The 16,488-nt window shown below is 40.8% G+C and carries 13 protein-coding genes; all 13 read right to left on the bottom strand.

Translation table 11 applies throughout. The features are described 5' to 3' along the window. Window positions 1-2: 2 nt before the first annotated feature. From mfd to T391_RS0103410, 13 genes are read right to left on the bottom strand one after another with little or no spacing between them, the layout of a single operon-like run. Window positions 3-3,005: a transcription-repair coupling factor gene (gene mfd, locus T391_RS0103470; protein WP_027327168.1), complete on the bottom strand. Its 3,003-nt coding sequence runs from the start codon at window positions 3,003-3,005 to the stop codon at window positions 3-5. Next, window positions 3,005-3,376, bottom strand: a complete 372-nt coding sequence (locus tag T391_RS0103465) for a bactofilin family protein (RefSeq protein ID WP_027327167.1) — start codon at window positions 3,374-3,376, stop codon at window positions 3,005-3,007. The genes mfd and T391_RS0103465 overlap by 1 nt, the downstream gene beginning before the upstream one ends. Continuing rightward, window positions 3,298-4,236 (bottom strand): M23 family metallopeptidase, encoded by a 939-nt coding sequence (locus T391_RS0103460; RefSeq protein WP_027327166.1) that lies wholly within the window; start codon window positions 4,234-4,236, stop codon window positions 3,298-3,300. Before T391_RS0103460 ends, T391_RS0103465 begins: the two co-directional genes overlap by 79 nt. Beyond that, on the bottom strand, window positions 4,237-5,148 hold the full coding sequence (locus T391_RS0103455) for a M23 family metallopeptidase (RefSeq protein WP_051420575.1): 912 nt from the start codon (window positions 5,146-5,148) through the stop codon (window positions 4,237-4,239). Beyond that, the gene (locus T391_RS07845) at window positions 5,138-6,247 is read right to left on the bottom strand and encodes a Mur ligase family protein (protein ID WP_051420574.1); all 1,110 of its coding nucleotides are present in this window, start codon (window positions 6,245-6,247) and stop codon (window positions 5,138-5,140) included. The genes T391_RS0103455 and T391_RS07845 overlap by 11 nt, the downstream gene beginning before the upstream one ends. After that, window positions 6,244-6,765: an LPS assembly lipoprotein LptE gene (gene lptE / locus T391_RS0103445; RefSeq protein WP_027327164.1), complete on the bottom strand. Its 522-nt coding sequence runs from the start codon at window positions 6,763-6,765 to the stop codon at window positions 6,244-6,246. The genes T391_RS07845 and lptE overlap by 4 nt, the downstream gene beginning before the upstream one ends. Beyond that, window positions 6,762-9,185 carry a leucine--tRNA ligase gene (leuS, locus tag T391_RS0103440; protein ID WP_027327163.1) on the bottom strand — a complete coding sequence of 808 codons (2,424 nt, stop codon included), beginning with the start codon at window positions 9,183-9,185 and terminating at the stop codon, window positions 6,762-6,764. Before leuS ends, lptE begins: the two co-directional genes overlap by 4 nt. Before the next feature lie 10 nt (window positions 9,186-9,195). Next, complete coding sequence (locus T391_RS0103435; protein WP_027327162.1) at window positions 9,196-9,537, bottom strand: DUF6394 family protein; 342 nt, start codon at window positions 9,535-9,537, stop codon at window positions 9,196-9,198. Window positions 9,538-9,553: 16 nt separating this feature from the next. Beyond that, on the bottom strand, window positions 9,554-10,525 hold the full coding sequence (gene secF, locus T391_RS0103430) for a protein translocase subunit SecF (RefSeq protein ID WP_027327161.1): 972 nt from the start codon (window positions 10,523-10,525) through the stop codon (window positions 9,554-9,556). Then, a complete protein-coding gene (gene secD, locus T391_RS0103425) occupies window positions 10,512-12,074 on the bottom strand; it encodes a protein translocase subunit SecD (RefSeq protein WP_027327160.1) in 1,563 nt (520 codons plus the stop codon). Before secD ends, secF begins: the two co-directional genes overlap by 14 nt. A 2-nt stretch (window positions 12,075-12,076) precedes the next feature. Beyond that, window positions 12,077-12,352: a preprotein translocase subunit YajC gene (yajC, locus tag T391_RS0103420; RefSeq protein ID WP_051420573.1), complete on the bottom strand. Its 276-nt coding sequence runs from the start codon at window positions 12,350-12,352 to the stop codon at window positions 12,077-12,079. A gap of 22 nt (window positions 12,353-12,374) precedes the next feature. Then, a complete protein-coding gene (gene nhaA, locus T391_RS07840; RefSeq protein ID WP_051420572.1) occupies window positions 12,375-13,682 on the bottom strand; it encodes a Na+/H+ antiporter NhaA in 1,308 nt (435 codons plus the stop codon). A 14-nt stretch (window positions 13,683-13,696) separates the two neighbouring features. Beyond that, window positions 13,697-16,486: a RecB-like helicase gene (locus T391_RS0103410; protein WP_027327158.1), complete on the bottom strand. Its 2,790-nt coding sequence runs from the start codon at window positions 16,484-16,486 to the stop codon at window positions 13,697-13,699. Between the last annotated feature and the right edge of the window lie 2 nt (window positions 16,487-16,488).

Genomic DNA, 16,488 nt, shown 5'->3' with positions numbered 1-16,488 from the left:
CTCTAGCCCTCTAGCTTTTTGACTTTGTTGCGCAATTCTTGCAAAATACACGCCAAAACATCATCATCATCTTTGCTTGCCGCCCTAAGAGTTTCTTTCTCTCCATTTTGAAGCACCAAAGAGATGTTTTGTCCATAATTTGAAATCGTCTTGATCTGACATTCTCTTCCCAAAACCTTGATCAAGATCAAATCTAAAAATTGCTTTGTCATAACATCAATTTTTCCGAAACGATCCTCGATCTCTGCTTGGATTTTAAACACAGATTCAGAATCTTTGCACAAAGATAGGCGTCGATAAAGCTCGAGCCTCAACCGATCCTCCCCGATCAATTCCGGATTGAGATAAGCGCTGACATTGAGCTTGAGATCAACGCTCTCTTGAGTAAGCTTGGATTGACCGCTAAGAGAATGGATGCAATCCTCCAACATACGCAAATAAAGACTATAGCCGATGTTTTTGATATGCCCACTTTGTGCCTCACCCAAAAGATTCCCTCCACCCCTGATCTCCAAATCATGGTAAGCCAAGCTTGCCCCACTTCCAAGATAAGAATTTTTCTCTAGTGCATTCAATCTTTTAAGAGCCTCTGGAGTGAGCTTTTCTTTGTCTTCAATCAAAAAATAACAAAACCCCTCTTTATCTCCTCTTCCCACTCTCCCTCTTAATTGATGCAAATCAGCAATCCCAAATCGATCTGCACTCTCTACGACCATTGTATTGGCATTGCTTAGATGAATCCCTGATTCCACAATGGATGTGCAAAGCAGGAGATCATATTTTTTCTCTGCAAACTCCTGCATGATCTTCTCACTCTGCACACTGGGGATCTGAGAGTGCAAAATTGCGATTCTCAAATGAGGCAAGAGCTCTAGCAAATCATTCTTTTTAGAATCAATGCTAGAGATATGATTGTGGATGAAAAAGATCTGACCCCCACGCCTTAGCTCACGACTGATCACCTCCTTGATCAATGCATCCTGATAGACTTTGACAAAAGTTCTCACCCCTTCTCTCTCCCTAGGAGGTGTGAGCAAGGTGCTCATCCCCTTGATCTGAGAGAGTGCCATATTGAGTGTTCTTGGGATTGGGGTAGCAGACATACACAATAGATGCACATTTTGGCTTAATTCTTTGATCTTTTCTTTTTGTTTCACACCAAATTTATGCTCTTCATCCACCACAACAAGTCCAAGATTTTTGAATGTTGCTCCCAAAATACTATGTGTCCCAACCACAATATCAACGCGACCCTCAGCAATATTGTTCAATACTTCAGTTTTGTTTTTGATACTTCCATCAAGACGCGCCAAACGCACACCAAAGCCCTCAAATCGCTGACTCAAACTTTTAAAATGCTGTAAGCTCAAAAGCGTCGTTGGGGCGATCAAAACGCCTTGCAAACCATTTTTGCAAGTTGCAAAAAGTGCATTCATCGCCACCTCTGTTTTGCCAAAGCCGACATCACCAGAAAGTAGGCGATCCATCACTTTTCCACTTTTGAGATCTGCAAAAATTTCTTGAATACTCTTTTCTTGATCTAGCGTGAGTGCAAAAGGGCATTGCTTTTGAAACAATACAATCTCTTCCAAATCGCAATCAATCCTATGCCCCTCAAGCAAATCCCGCTTAGCAGCCAAAGCAACAATCCCTGATGCCAGCTCAAGAAGCTTTGATCGCACTTTTTCTTTGAGTTTGGCAAAACTTCCTTTGCCCAAGCGATCAATCATTGGCACTCCACCAGAGTTTGCAATATAACGATCGATCAAGTGTAGATTCTCTACAGGAAGCAGTAAGCGATCCTCGCCCTGATAATCAATGCGAATAAAGTCCCTTACACTTCCCAAAATTTCAGTTTGCTCAATCCCCCTAAACACTCCGACACCATACTCGCTATGCACCACATATTCACCCACACTCAACTCATCAAGCAAGATTTTGGGTTTGCGCTTTTTCTTTTTGGGGATGGGTTGATTGAGTGAGAGGATCACCTCATTGGGTGTCAAGATATTGACAAATGCACTAGATTGCTTGCAGCAAACACCTTCTAAATCTAGGGAATATGCCAAATGCTCAAAATAAGATTCTTGCTGGGCAAGCAGTGTGATTGTTTTGCTTGCATGAGCTTTGAGGATGGATGCAAGACTTTTGGGATCAAATAAAATATCACTATACCCCTCAAAATGAGGCAATACATCAAGACTAGATAAAACTTCCTCATCCAAATCCAACTTCTCCCCAAAAGAAAAGAGCTCCATAGCCTCTTCTTTGGCTCCAAGAGTTATACGCGTAGAATACTGTCTGGGAAGCAAAATCTTATCTGGCAAAACCCAAAATCCAAGACTTTGAATATCAGCACTCAAAACATTACTTGATAATTGTCCAATTTTCTCTTGCAACACCTCTGGTTGATCCACTACAAACAAAGATGGAGTGATCTCAACTTCTATGATCTCATCCCCAGAGCATAACTGTGTCTCACACTCAAATCCCCTAATATCCTCAATCCATTCATCAAAAAATGAGATTCGAATCGGCCTTGGTTGATTGGGAACAAAAAGATCCACAATATCTCCACGAAAGCTTACCTCACCCTCAAGTTCTACAAGCTCCACAGGCTCATAACCATAATCCAAAATCTGCTTCTTAAAATCCTCAAGCCTCAACTGCATCTCTTTATGGATCAAAAATCCTTGGAGATGCTTGGGAGCTGGGAGTGCGAACACTGTACTAATCAGAGGAGAAATCAAGATTTTTGCTCCCTCAAAGCGATAAAAATTTCTCAATCCCTCACAAAGCAAATGAAACTCTTGAGAAAAAGATCGCAGATCATCCCCTTGCATGGCACGAAACTCAGGAAGCAAGAAAGGTTTGATTTTTGTTTTTTTATACATATACTCAAGCATTTCAAATGCATTTTGAGCTTCATTGCCATCCATGCACAACAAAAGCTCAAAATCAAGAGCAGAATCAAGAGCAAGCTTATATAAAGTACTAGCAACCATTAAGAAACCACACTCTCCCCATCTTCAACAATACTTTCACCCGTCAAAATTCCTTTGCGCTCGATCACAAGCTCATGGCTACTAACCTTCCCATCAATCTTGCCATAGGGCATAATCTCAACAATTTTAGATTTGACATTACCGATCATTTGGCCACTCACGACAAGCTTCTCAGCAAACACATCACCTCTGACGATTCCATCTTTTCCGATATTGACAGTATTGCTTGAGTGAATCACACCATCAAATTCTCCATCGATATGAAGATGACATTGGATATGAATCTCTCCTGTTATTCGTGTGCCTCCAGCGATGATGGTTGCTCCATTTGATCCATCATGGTTTTTATCGTTTCCAACAAAGACTGCCATGGTATATTTTTCTCCTTTTCAAAAATTAAGTCAAAAGTTCTCATATTCCAGTTCAAAAAATTCTTCGGATCGATATAAGCCCCCAAAAATCTTATTTCATAGTGTAAGTGCGGACCTGTGCTCTTCCCAGAATTGCCACTATAGGCAATGATTTGACCTTTCTTCACAAAATCTCCTCGCTTCACAATTAAGCGATCAAGATGTGCATAATAAGTCTTAAATCCGAAGGAATGATCGATTTTGACCATGTGTCCATACCCCCCATTAAATCCACTGCGGGCAAATTCTACCACACCATCTGCTGTGGCATAAACAGGAGTCCCAATTTCAGCACTAAAATCAATGCCTGCATGTAAATGACGACGATGCAAGATAGGATGCATGCGATACCCAAAAAAATCCGAAATCCTTCTGTAGTAATCCATGGGATAACCATTGGGGATAAATCTCATAAAAAATGCTTTTTGCACTCCAGCCAAAGATGCATTATCAATCCGATCTTGCAATCCATAATCCACCCTTTCATATTCTTCACTATCTGAGGGCACTCCGACCATACCTTCTAGATATTCCACCCTATCTCCTACAAGAGCGATCTCTTCGGTGCGCTGATTGATTTTGTCATTGAGAGATGTATTTTTTTGCAAAAGCTTTTCATAAGCTTTTTTCAAACTCATATTATCACGCTCAATCATCTCAATCTCGCTCCTAAAAGCTCCGATAGACATCACAAAAAACACAATCAAGCTCAACAAAAAAAGCACCAAATAAACAAAGATGCGCCTAAACACAGATCGCACACGGATAGAGCGACTGCCTTTAGAATCTGTCACAACAAGCACAAGATGATTGCCAAACATCTAACGCTTCTCTCTCTCCACATAAGACTGGAGCTGCTTGAGATCTTGGATCGCCCACAAAAGACGATTCCAATGGATTTTGCTACTTGCTTGAAAAATCTGATCAAAATGCTCTCTATCCCATTTGGCAAAAGCAAGCGCATCCTGATAGCTCCCCAAAAATCGAATCTCATAATAAAGTCGCTCACCGTTACTTGCACCACTCCGCCCAGAATAGCCAATCATCTGTCCCTTGCGCACAAAATCTCCCTTCTTCACTAGCACCTTGGAGAGATGTCCATACATTGATACAAAGCCATAGGCATGAGTGATCTTGACTAGTCGCCCATACCCTTTGATACTTGAGCTATGGCGTGCTAGCTCGATAATCCCATCTGCTGTAGCATAGACTGGAGTATGAGATGGCACAAGGTAATCAATCCCCGAATCAATGCCATATTGATTTTTAAGTGGATGGAGGCGTTCTTTGGTAGGAAGTATTTTTGTAAATATTTTCAATGGATGACCATTGGGGATAATCTGCAACAAAAAAAGCTTATCGCTAGAATCTAGCTGGATTGTAATGGGCTCATCTTGCAAAATCTTGTCATTATTTTTAGAAAAATCAATGATCTCCTCCAAATCATTCACGCGCTTATTGACATCAATCAGCTCCAAAGATTTATCTCTGATACGCTCTCTGAGAGTTTTGTTTTGGAGATAGATACTGCGATATTTCTCAATCATATCGGTTTTGATAAGATCAGCTTCTTGAATCTGACTCATCAAATACATCATCACAAACGATCCTCCAAGCACCAAGACAAAGAGAGACAAAAGTGCATAAAGTGCCACCTTTTTGGCAAATTGATGGAGAGCAAACTGTTTGCTACCCTTCTCATCAACAATGCTAATAAAGATCTTATGATTCAAGATAATGCTCCAAAATTTCACCCACTACACTAAAAGAACCAAACACAAGATAAGTTTGATCCTCACAAAACCCCTCAAATTCACAAAATGGCAAGCCTTCACTCCTCAAAGTCTGCTCCAATACATCTCTTGGAGTGATCCTCTCATGAGAGATAGAAACAATTTCAACTCTAAGGATAATTTCCTTCAGCACAGCCAACACAGAGTGGAGATCTTTTTGAACATAGGCATTAAAGACCAAAACAACTTTTTGCCCAGCTAACTCACGACAAACAGCTCGTGCAGCATCTTCATTATGTCCCACATCTAGCCAAATATTCTCACGCACCCTCTGCATGCGCGCAGGCAGATTAAGCTCTTGCTTCTGACACATCCTAGCACCCAAAAATTTCACAACTTTTGATGCTAGGGCAAAATTTTGGTTTAAAAAATCTGGAAAATGAGGATCCTGCTCGTATTGACATACCTCATAGAGTTTGCTCCCCTTATCCATAGCAATTCTCAAGGCAAGTTTATTGATCTTTGAATCTTTTTGGATTCCCAAAAATGCAACTTTTCCCATCGCATTAAGCTTTGTTGTGGCAATCTCTTCAAGAGTATTGCCCAAAAACTCCATATGATCCAATCCAATCTGAGTAAAAACTGAAATCTTATCATCCACCACATTGGTGCTATCAAACTCACCACCCAATCCAGCCTCTAAAATCAGCATATCCACATCTTTTGCCAAATAAAAAGCCAAAAATGTCGCATACTCAAAATAACTTGCCTTGTGCATATAGGGCTGATTGATCAAGATCTCATGTGCCTTTTGCAAATCCTCCCAAGACACAAGTCCATCATTGCGATAAAAACGCTCTCTAAAGTCAAAAAGATGTGGAGAGGTAAAATGGAGAATCTTGTGATCTTTTGCCAAACTCAATGCGATAAAACGACCCGTGCTACCCTTACCATTAGTCCCAATGATATGGATGATCTTGGCATGAAAATCCCCCCAAAAATCCTGCCTAAATCCTTCAAAAATAGAGCGAGCTCGACTAGGATCAAATGGAGCATACTCACGCCCCTTTGTTTCAAGATAGGCGATCAAATCTCTCACTGCTGCTTCCGTCTCTGAAAGAGAGCACCTTGATAAAAAATCTTAGAAACAAACTGATCGACGATACTACGCAAAGCTGAGTTGATCGCCTCAAGTTGTGCCTTCTCAATCGCCACAGAAGTCATCGTTTCACTCGCAGCATAATCACTTGATGCCCCCAAAACCATTTTGTATTCTTGCTCATCTAGGTCTTTATAAGTCAATGTGACTTGAACATTTGCTCGATAGTGGTTGGCAAAGCCTTGTGCATCTTGAGCAATCATATCAAACTTCAAATTTGAAACCTCAGCTTCAATCACACTTTGAGCTTCCTCTTTGGAGGCAAGTTCAAGATGTAGGCGTGCAAGAAGTGCGTGGTTTAATTCATTTTTGAGACTTACACCTGCCCTTGGAAAATCAGGATGAATTTTGATTTCGACATAAACACTCTTACCAAAGGCAGATGAGGTGTAATATGAAATAGGCTGATACCCGCAACCCACTAAGAAAATCAACCAAACAAGAGCGAAAAATCTCATTTCAAAACAAAATTGACAAGTTTATTGGGCACATAAATTTCTTTGATTATTTCTCCAACGAGCCATTTTTCAATAGCTTTTTTGGCAAGTCCCAAAACTTCTTCTTTTGAAGCTCCTTTAGGGATTTCGATATCTGCCCTCTTTTTCCCATTAACACTCACCACAATCACCTGCATATCTTCTTCAAGTGCCAAAGAATCAAACACAATTTCTCCCAAATTACTCCCCTTAAAGTATTGAGTGCTTAATTCATGACACACATGAGGAATCACAGGCTCCAAAATATTAAGCAATACAAAATACCCCTCACTCCACACCAAGGGATGCTCTTGATCGCTCAAAGCATTCAGTGCCTCCATACAGGAGCTAATCAGAGTATTAAATGGATAGCCAGCGATTATTTTATTGAAAATCTCATCACTTTTTTTAAGTGCCTCATAGACTTTCTTGCGTGCATATTTTTCTGTTTTTGTCAGAGTAGAGGCATCGATCTTGGGCTGAGAATCAAGAGGCTGCACATTTTTAGATCTCTCCCATAAGCGCTTGATAAATCGATATGCGCCCTCTAGCGCATCATCATTCCACTCTAGCTCCTTTGTTGGAGGTGCAGCAAAAAGTACAAATAATCTCGCACTATCTGCTCCATATCGCTCAATGATCGCATTGGGATCGATGGTATTGCCCTTGCTTTTGCTCATCTTGGCTCCATCTTTGAGCACCATTCCTTGAGTTAGAAGATGCTCAAATGGCTCACTGATCTCCAAATGCCCCAAACTCCTAAGCACCTTTGTGAAAAATCGCGCATACAATAGATGCAAGATCGCATGCTCCACTCCACCAATATACTCATCAACACTCAGCCAATATCTCAAAGAATCCTTATCCAATGCCTTTGTCTGACGCATTGCCTTAGGTGTGCTGTAGCGCAAAAAATACCAGCTAGATTCCATAAATGTATCCATCGTATCTGTTTCGCGTTTGGCTTCATTTCCACATTTTGGACATTTGCATACTCCCCAAGTTAAGTGCTTCTGCAGTGGATTCCCTTCTCCATCGATCACAACATCATAGGGCAAAAGCACAGGAAGTTTTTCTTCTGCCACGATTCCACAATGCTTGCAATGAATCAGAGGGATTGGAGTCCCCCAATAGCGCTGACGCGAGATCCCCCAATCCCTTAGCTTGAAATTAGTGATCCCTTGCCCCATTTTGTTGGTTTGAAAATATTGAATGATCTTTTGTTTTGCCTCAAGATTATAAAGCCCACTAAACTCTCCGCTCTCCACAAGCTCTCCCTCGCCACAGTAGGGAATCTCATCACTTTGGATAACTTTTTTGATAGGCAAATGATAAAGTGAGGTAAATTCATAATCTCTCTCATCATGGGCAGGAACCCCCATCACAGCACCACATCCATAATCACCTAACACAAAATTGACCACCCAAAGTGGGATTTTTTCTTGAGTTAGAGGATGAATCACCTCAATCCCCAAAGCCACTCCCTCTTTTTTTGCCATAGCACGATTGCGCGCATTAGTATTTTGCATAGCTTTGATCATCTTTTGAGATTCCAAAGGAAGAGAATCAAGCATAGCTTTTGTGATCTCATGCTCTGGTGCAATCGCACAATAAGTCACACCAAAAATCGTATCAGGTCTTGTTGTAAAAACCTTAAGAGAAGAGATATTGGTCTTAGCCATAGCATCTTCTGTGAGCTTGAGTTCAAACTCTAAGCCACTAGACTTTCCAATCCAATTTCTTTGCATATTGAGCACTTGAGAGGGCCATTTCCCCTCCAAAGAATCCAAATCATCCAAAAGCTCTTGAGCAAAATCTGTGATCTTGATGTAATACTGATACATTTCTTTTTGCACAACCTCTGTATCACATCTCCAACACTTTCCATCAATCACCTGCTCATTGGCTAGCACCGTTTGATCATTGGGGCACCAATTAAGCAGAGCCCTTTTGCGATAAATCAGCCCAGCATTCCAAAGATCAATAAAAAACTTTTGCTCCCAATGAGTATAGTCCTCATCGCATGTCGCGAGCTCATTTTCTTGTGCAAAAGAAAATCCCAAGCTCATCAATTCCTTTTTCATCGCCGCAATATTGGAATAAGTCCAATCTTTGGGGTGGATTCCATGCTTGATGGCGGCATTTTCAGCAGGCATCCCAAAAGCATCCCATCCAATCGGATGCAAGACATTAAATCCCTTTTTGCGATAGTGTCTTGCCATCGCATCACCGATACAATAATTCCTCACATGCCCCATATGGATATTTCCACTAGGATAGGGAAACATACTAAGAATGTATTTTTTGGGTTGTTTAGAATCTGCCTTCCATTCAAATGCTCCTTGACTGAGCCATTTTTGTTGCCACTTTTTCTCAATTTCTTTTGGATTATATTCTTGCATCTATGCCATCCTAATAATCAGAATCTTTGCTCTTAGCACACTCAATTAGCATCAGTGCTACTGAAAAAATACTTGCTGCAAGAGCCCCGATTGCCAAAGCATTGGCCATTTGAATATCGTTGGAGAGTTGATGAAATAAAAAGGCAGGAATCAAGTGAAGATCGACGACAAGAGAACTTGCAAGCATCTCAGATGACAAAAGATTTTTCACTCCGATTTTAAGTGTTGTTGAGATGAAATTCACCGCAGCTGCGATAAAAAGCATCACAAGATTAGAATCATACACATACCCTATCACGGAAGTCAAACTCATCAAGCTAAAGAAAATAAAAAAAACCCTACCCCAATCCATCCTATCCTACTCCTTTTTAAACCTGACCATTCTCATACATTTCACGCATTTTCTCTCGCTCTCTTGCGCGTTTTTGCTTCTCAAGTAATTTGTTGCGATAATCCTGCAAATCAAATCCAAAGAGCATAATCAGGCGAGGTGCAAAAAATAGAGAACTATAAGTCCCAACAATCACGCCCGCAAGCATAGGCAAACTAAATCCGATGATAATCTCGCCGCCAAAAACATAGAGTGTAAAGACCACAAAAAAGACGGTCAATGAAGTCAGAAGTGTTCGAGAAAGTGTTGAGGACAATCCATCATTGATCACAGATCTCAAATCATGAGCTTTTCCGCTGATAACCTGCTCTCTAATACGATCAAAAATAATGATCGTGTCATTGATGGAATAACCAATAATTGTCAAAAGTGCGGCAACGACTTCAAGGTTAAAATCCACATCAAACAAAATAATGCAAGCAGATGAAATCAAAACATCATGACACAGAGCCAAAACAGCAGCAAGTGCGAATTTCCACTCATAGCGAAAAGAGACATAAGCCAAGATTGCTAGCATCGCCAAACTCAAAGCCAAGAATCCCTTTTCTTGAAGCTCTTTTCCCACTTTGGGTCCAACAGAATCCACACGACGGATTTCAAATGTCCCGCTACTTTTAAGCAAAGCAGTGATGCGTGCATCAACTTCTGAAGTCTTAACATTTGGTGAAAAAGGGATTTTGATCAAGATTTCTTGTTTGGATCCAAACTCGCTGACCTGCGAGCCCTTAAAATTTGCATCACGATCAAGAAGGGTTCTAATCTTTGCAATCGGTGCATTTTGCTCATATTGAATCTGCACCAAAGTTCCACCCGTAAAATCTACACCAAAACTAAATCCCTTAAAAACAATCAAAAGAATTGAGCACACAATCACAAAGCAAGAAAATGTGAATGTAAAATGATTATATTTGACAAAATCTAGGACTTTATTATTTTTAATGAGCTCCATGCTTTACCCCAAGCCAAAAAGATGTGTTGCGACTTTTTGCAATCTTCTTGCTCAATGCGATATAAATCCCATGTGTGCCAATGATTGCAGTTAAAACAGAGACGACGATCCCAATTGCCATTGTGATTGCAAATCCTTTGATCGCCCCAGTCCCATACACATAGAGCAAAAATGCAGCAATAACCGAGGTGAAATTAGAATCAAAAATCGCCCTTGAAGCATTGGCATATCCCTCTTCAATAGCCTGCACAATATTGCGTCCCTCACGCAATGATTCTCGCAAGCGCTCATTGATAATGATATTTGCATCCACTGCCATCCCCACAGTCAAGACGATCCCAGCCATTCCAGGTAAAGTCAGCGTTGCTCCCAAGCACGCCATAATCGCAATAATCAATACGATATTGATCACCAAAGCCGATACAGCAATCACTCCAGCCATCGCATAATACACAATCATAAAGACCAACACGAGCGCAAACCCACTAAAAAGAGCGATCATAGAAGCTTTGATGCTATCTGCCCCCAAACTTGGTCCCACACTTCTCTTTTCAATCACTTGCACGGGTGCTGAGAGAGCTCCACTTCTTAAAGCAATAGCCAAATCACTTGCTTCTTGAGGGGTAAAATTGCCACTGATTTGCCCACTTCCTCCTCCGATTCTCTCCCTAATCACTGGAGCTGAATACACTTTCCCATCCAGCACAATCGCCATTCTTTTCCCCACATTATTTCCAGAAAAATCACCAAAGATCTGAGCCCCTCTAGAATCCAAACTAAAAGACACAACGGGCTGAGAGTTTTGATCATAAGCCACCCTCGCATCTGTGATCATTTCTCCATCAATAATTGGCACAGCTTTGAGAAGGATTTTCTGCCCTCCATCTACATAAGGAAGGATCACATCTCCATATTGTTTGGCTTCAGCATCACTCATATTTTCTACACGCATATTGCGCGCCTCATCTACAGCCATCATTTGCAAGTGTGCAGATTTAGAGATCAGATTGATTGCTCTCTTTTCTTCTGCTTGTGTTTTGATTCCAGGCAATTGCACTAGAATATTTTCTTGACCCTGACGCGTGACACTTGGCTCTGCTAACCCAAATAAATCAAGACGATTTCTAATCGTCCCAATCGCTTGATCGATTGCACTTTTTTCAATACGCTCTTTTTCTTCAAGAGTGAAAACGACCTGATATTTTCCCTGCTCATAGAGAACATCAAGACCCCCAAGCTTTGTCAAAATATCATCCATTTTTTGCTTTTCATCAGGATCCAAAAGCTCAAAATGCAAGATATTTTCACCCACTTCCATTCGATCTAGGAGGATTTTTTGCTCCTTGGTCTCAAAACTAATGGCTGTTGCCAAAGAATCATATTTGGATTGCACAGCTTTTTGGGTATCCACATCCAAAAGCATTGTGAGTCCCCCCTGCAAATCAAGCCCAAGATTGATCCTTGGTCCAGACATCGATGTGAAAGAAGGGAGGCTCAAAAAGAGCCCAACCAAGCCAGATATGATAAAAACAATCAGCCTATAATTCATCTCTACTGCTCGACCTTGTAAGACACATACTCTCTTGCAAGCTGCATCACACTCTCTCCAGATCGCACGGTGAAAAATTTCTCCTCTACCCTAACGATCTCACAAACAATGCCACCATAAGAGACAACCTTATCTCCAACCTTTAGAGCTGCAAGCATTTCTTTGTGCTTCTTTTGCTGATTGCGTTGTGGGCGAATAAATAGAAAATAAAAAATTGCAAAGATCACCACAAAAGGGATGAGGGAAGTTAGGATTCCCATTGCACTATTTTGTTCCATGATTGTTCCTTTAGCGTCTTGATTAAGCCCGCGATTCTAGCATATTGTTTTTCCCCCCAAGAAACAAAAGAAATAGGCTACCCAAGATTCCAGCAACTAGCGATGAACTCAAGATAGAAATTTTGGCTATCTCACCATAGAGAGGCACATCAAAGGCAAGATTAGACACAAACATCGACATCGTAAATCCAATCCCAGCTAACATCCCAGCACCCAAAATTGCCCCCCATGACAATCCATCAGGACGCGAAGCGATCCCAAATTTCTCACACAAATAAGTCAGCAAAAGAATCCCTACAGGTTTCCCCACTACTAATCCAAGTGCAATCCCATAGATGATATGTGAGCCTGACAGATCGATCCCTCCTTTTAGTGCAACCCCAGCATTGGCAAAAGCAAACAAAGGCATAATTAAAAATTTTGACCAATCATGCAAGGCATGTTCCATACGCAAAAGTGGATTTTGCACACTTTTGATGCTTGATTGAATCTTATGAAGACTATGGATTTGCTGCTCATCAAGCAAAGGATTGATAGATTGTGCAGAGGCAAAATATCCACCTTCATCTTTAAGAATCTCCAAAAATTTCTCTCTTGAAGTCTTGGGAGCAACAGGGATACAAAAGGCCAAAACAACGGCAGAAATCGTGGCGTGAATCCCACTCTCATGCACACACAGCCAAAGCAAAACACCAAGCAAGAGATAAGGGGGGAGTGATCTGATTTTGAGCATATTGAGCACTACAAGAAGAGCGACAATACATGCAGAGATTCCAAGCCACATCGCAGAAATTCCACTACTATAAAAAAGAGCAATCACAACAATCGCACCCAAATCATCCACGACAGCCAAAGTTACCAAAAAAAGCTTCAATGCTGGAGGGACACGACTACCAAGCAACAAAATCACTCCCAAAGCAAAAGCAATATCTGTCGCCATAGGGATTCCAAATCCATGAGCTGTAGGAGTCCCAGCATTGAAAATCAAATAGATTCCAGCAGGGACAATCATCCCACCAATTGCAGCAATCGCAGGAAAAGCCGCCTTTTTGAATCCAGCCAATCCCCCAAACAAAAACTCTCTTTTGATCTCTAATCCCACCATCAAGAAAAACAAAGACATCAGCACATCATTGATCCACAAATGCAAGCTAAAACCGATGAACTTCTCTCCCACCATAAAACCAAATTTCTGATGCCACAATGCAAAATACGCCTCACTCCAAGGGCTATTGGCCACAACCATAGCCAACATGGCACACACAAATAGAAAAATCCCTCCAAAACTTTCTTGATGGATAAAATGTTTTATTCCCTTAATCAGTCCCATAACCACTCCTTTTGTCAAATCTGAACAAGCTCACATTGATTTAAATAAAGCAAATACCCCTCAACCACAAGATCCACATACTGACTCTTTACAAAATCTACATAAGTTTGCACTTGTCTAATATGCTCATCCTTTTTTAGCCCGCTTTTGTAGTCTAGCACCACAACTCTTTGGAGTTCTCCATCCAAATTGGAACACAAAAGCAAGCAATCAATGCGATAAAGCTTAAAATCTTGGATAAATGATACTTCACTTTTAATTTGGGTCGATCCAAAATTTAAATTCAGCAATGTTTTTATTTGATCCAATGAGTCCAAAATCTCTTCTATCTGCAAATCACTAAGCCAGATTCCATAAATATTTTTTAAAAAATGTCTTAGCTCACTATTCTTTGCCAAATATCCCAAAAAAAGCTCTAGCGCTTTATGAAATGCCTCACCTCTCTTGAGCAAGGCAATATTTTTAAAGATCATTTTTGATTGTTCTTTTTGGATAAAGCCCTCTTGTGATCCAAAACTCTCTTGATGCACAAAAATCTCAGATTTCTCCCCAGAACCCTTGATCTGATGACTTGGCAAAATCTCTCCTCGAATCTGAGCGACAAGCACTTGCATTCCCTCCACAAGGCCAATGCATTCAAATTCACTTTTGGCCTTATTTTTGCAAATAGGCATAATATGCAATGACTTGCAAGCGCGTGTAAGCGCCACATAAAGGAGATTTTTCTTCTCTTCCTGCTTTTTCTCCCTCTCTTGATCCAAAATACGCTTATACATCGGATCAATCTTGGCTCTCATACTATCTGTGACAAATAATCTCCCCTCAAGTTTCTCATCATATTGGCAAAAAAATAAATCCTCTCTTTGATGAGATCCACTGAGACGATCAAGCACAATGAGATGCTCAAACTCAAGCCCCTTGGAGGCATGGATCGTCAAAATTTTCAATCCTTTTTGTTCCTCTTGAGCATCTCTACTGCCCTCAACTCTCTCAAAAAAATCTTGGATTCCATCACTCATACACGCCAATTCCAAAACTTGCTTAGCCACTCTAGAATTCAATCCATAAAACTCAATCGCCCTATAAATATAACTCCCCAGATCTCCCCCCTCAAAAGGCAAAAGCTCCACATCATCCTCAAGCTCTCCTCCCAATAATTTCACCAATCTCACTCTCTCAAGCTCTGATGGATTCTGAGAATACCGAAGTGATCCAAGCAAGATTTGCGCATCTCTTTTAAGGGAGAGTGCGATACTCTCTTTTGTCGATATGGGAGAAAAAAATTCTTTAAGATAATCCCCAAGCCTCATCACATCTGCATTGGTAAAAGCCAAAATCGCAATCTCATCAAGAAGCACACCCTGAGCCAAAAGATCATCGATTGCGACTTTCACACAAGCAAAAACATCCAAATCATCATAATCTTCACCTATCTCTTGGGTATCCCAAATCCGCACATATCCACCCTTTTTGTGTGATTTTTGAGGTAAATAATCCTTGATGTGAGGAGCAAAGACTTCATTTACAAACTCTACAATCTCAGCACAACTTCGATAATTTACTTCAAGATTCTCGACACAAACCTCACTTGAAAGCCTCTTGAGAACATCCAAAAGCTCTCCACACCCTCCTCGAAACTGATAAATGCTCTGCTTCTTATCTCCCACAGCAAAAAAACTACGATTCCCAATGCGTCCATCCCCTGAGAGAATCTCCTCAATCAAAGGGAATAAAATCTTGTATTGCATCACACTAGTATCTTGGAACTCATCAAGCAAGATATGAGAGATCTTCTCATCCAAACGAAAATAAAAAAATTCCCTAGAGATCTGGTTTTTGCACAGAAGATCAAAAGCCTTGAGCATAACATCAGAAAAACTTAAGATATTTTTTTGTCGGATTTCATCATCTCTTGATGCTTGATATTTCCACACAATTCCGCTCAAAAGTCCAAGCATCACTTGCTCACGCTTCTCCAAAGCCTCAATGACCAAACATCGCAGAGACTCAAAAAGATCTTCATCAAGATTTGCTTTTCTAAAAAATGTGAATTGTGAGCCTGCGACAATCCACCTTTCCCCCTTCTTCAATAGCTCCTTAAAATTAGAAAAATCAACAGCATTCTGTGCTTTTTGTGAGAGTTGTGGAAGCGATCTGATCAATTCTTGGATTTTATAAGCCTCCTCCATCGCACGCTTCTCACACTCCTCAATCCCCACTCTCACTCCCCCATCTTCATCCACAGCATCCATAAAACGCACTCTAATCTTCTCAATACGCTCAAAAAAATCATTTAACTCACGGTGTGTGTGCAAACAAAGAGCGAGAATCTCGCTTTGTTCTTTTGGACTCAAAGATCTCACAAATCGCTCTTCAACTTCTGAAGAATCTAAATCTCTAATTTGAAATTGATAAGGAACTCCAGCATACCAGCAAAAACGCTTCAAGATCATATTGAAGAATGCATCAAGGGTCAAAATCCTAGCCCCATACCTCCAATAATCTTCCAAAAGAGAGGGAGCCAAAGCAAGCACTCTTTCTCTTTGCCATCCATATTCTGCCTCTAAAGCATCCAAAAGTTCATCACGCTTACTCACTTGATTCTCATCATATCCACCAAGCAAAGACAAAAAATCCCCAATCCGCTGACGCATCTCCTCCACAGCTTTATTGGTAAAAGTGAGTGCAAGAATCTCCCCCATATTGGCTCCCTCAAGCAGCAAATACACATATCTCAAAGCTAAAGCAAAGGTTTTTCCACTCCCAGCTGAAGCCTCTAAAATCAAAAACTGCTTATCAGTCATCT

This window comes from Helicobacter pametensis ATCC 51478 (assembly GCF_000518225.1).
GTDB classification, from domain to species: Bacteria; Campylobacterota; Campylobacteria; order Campylobacterales; family Helicobacteraceae; genus Helicobacter_G; species Helicobacter_G pametensis.
Note: the sequence above shows the minus strand (reverse complement) of the source record. Positions and strands in the feature narration are given on the sequence as shown.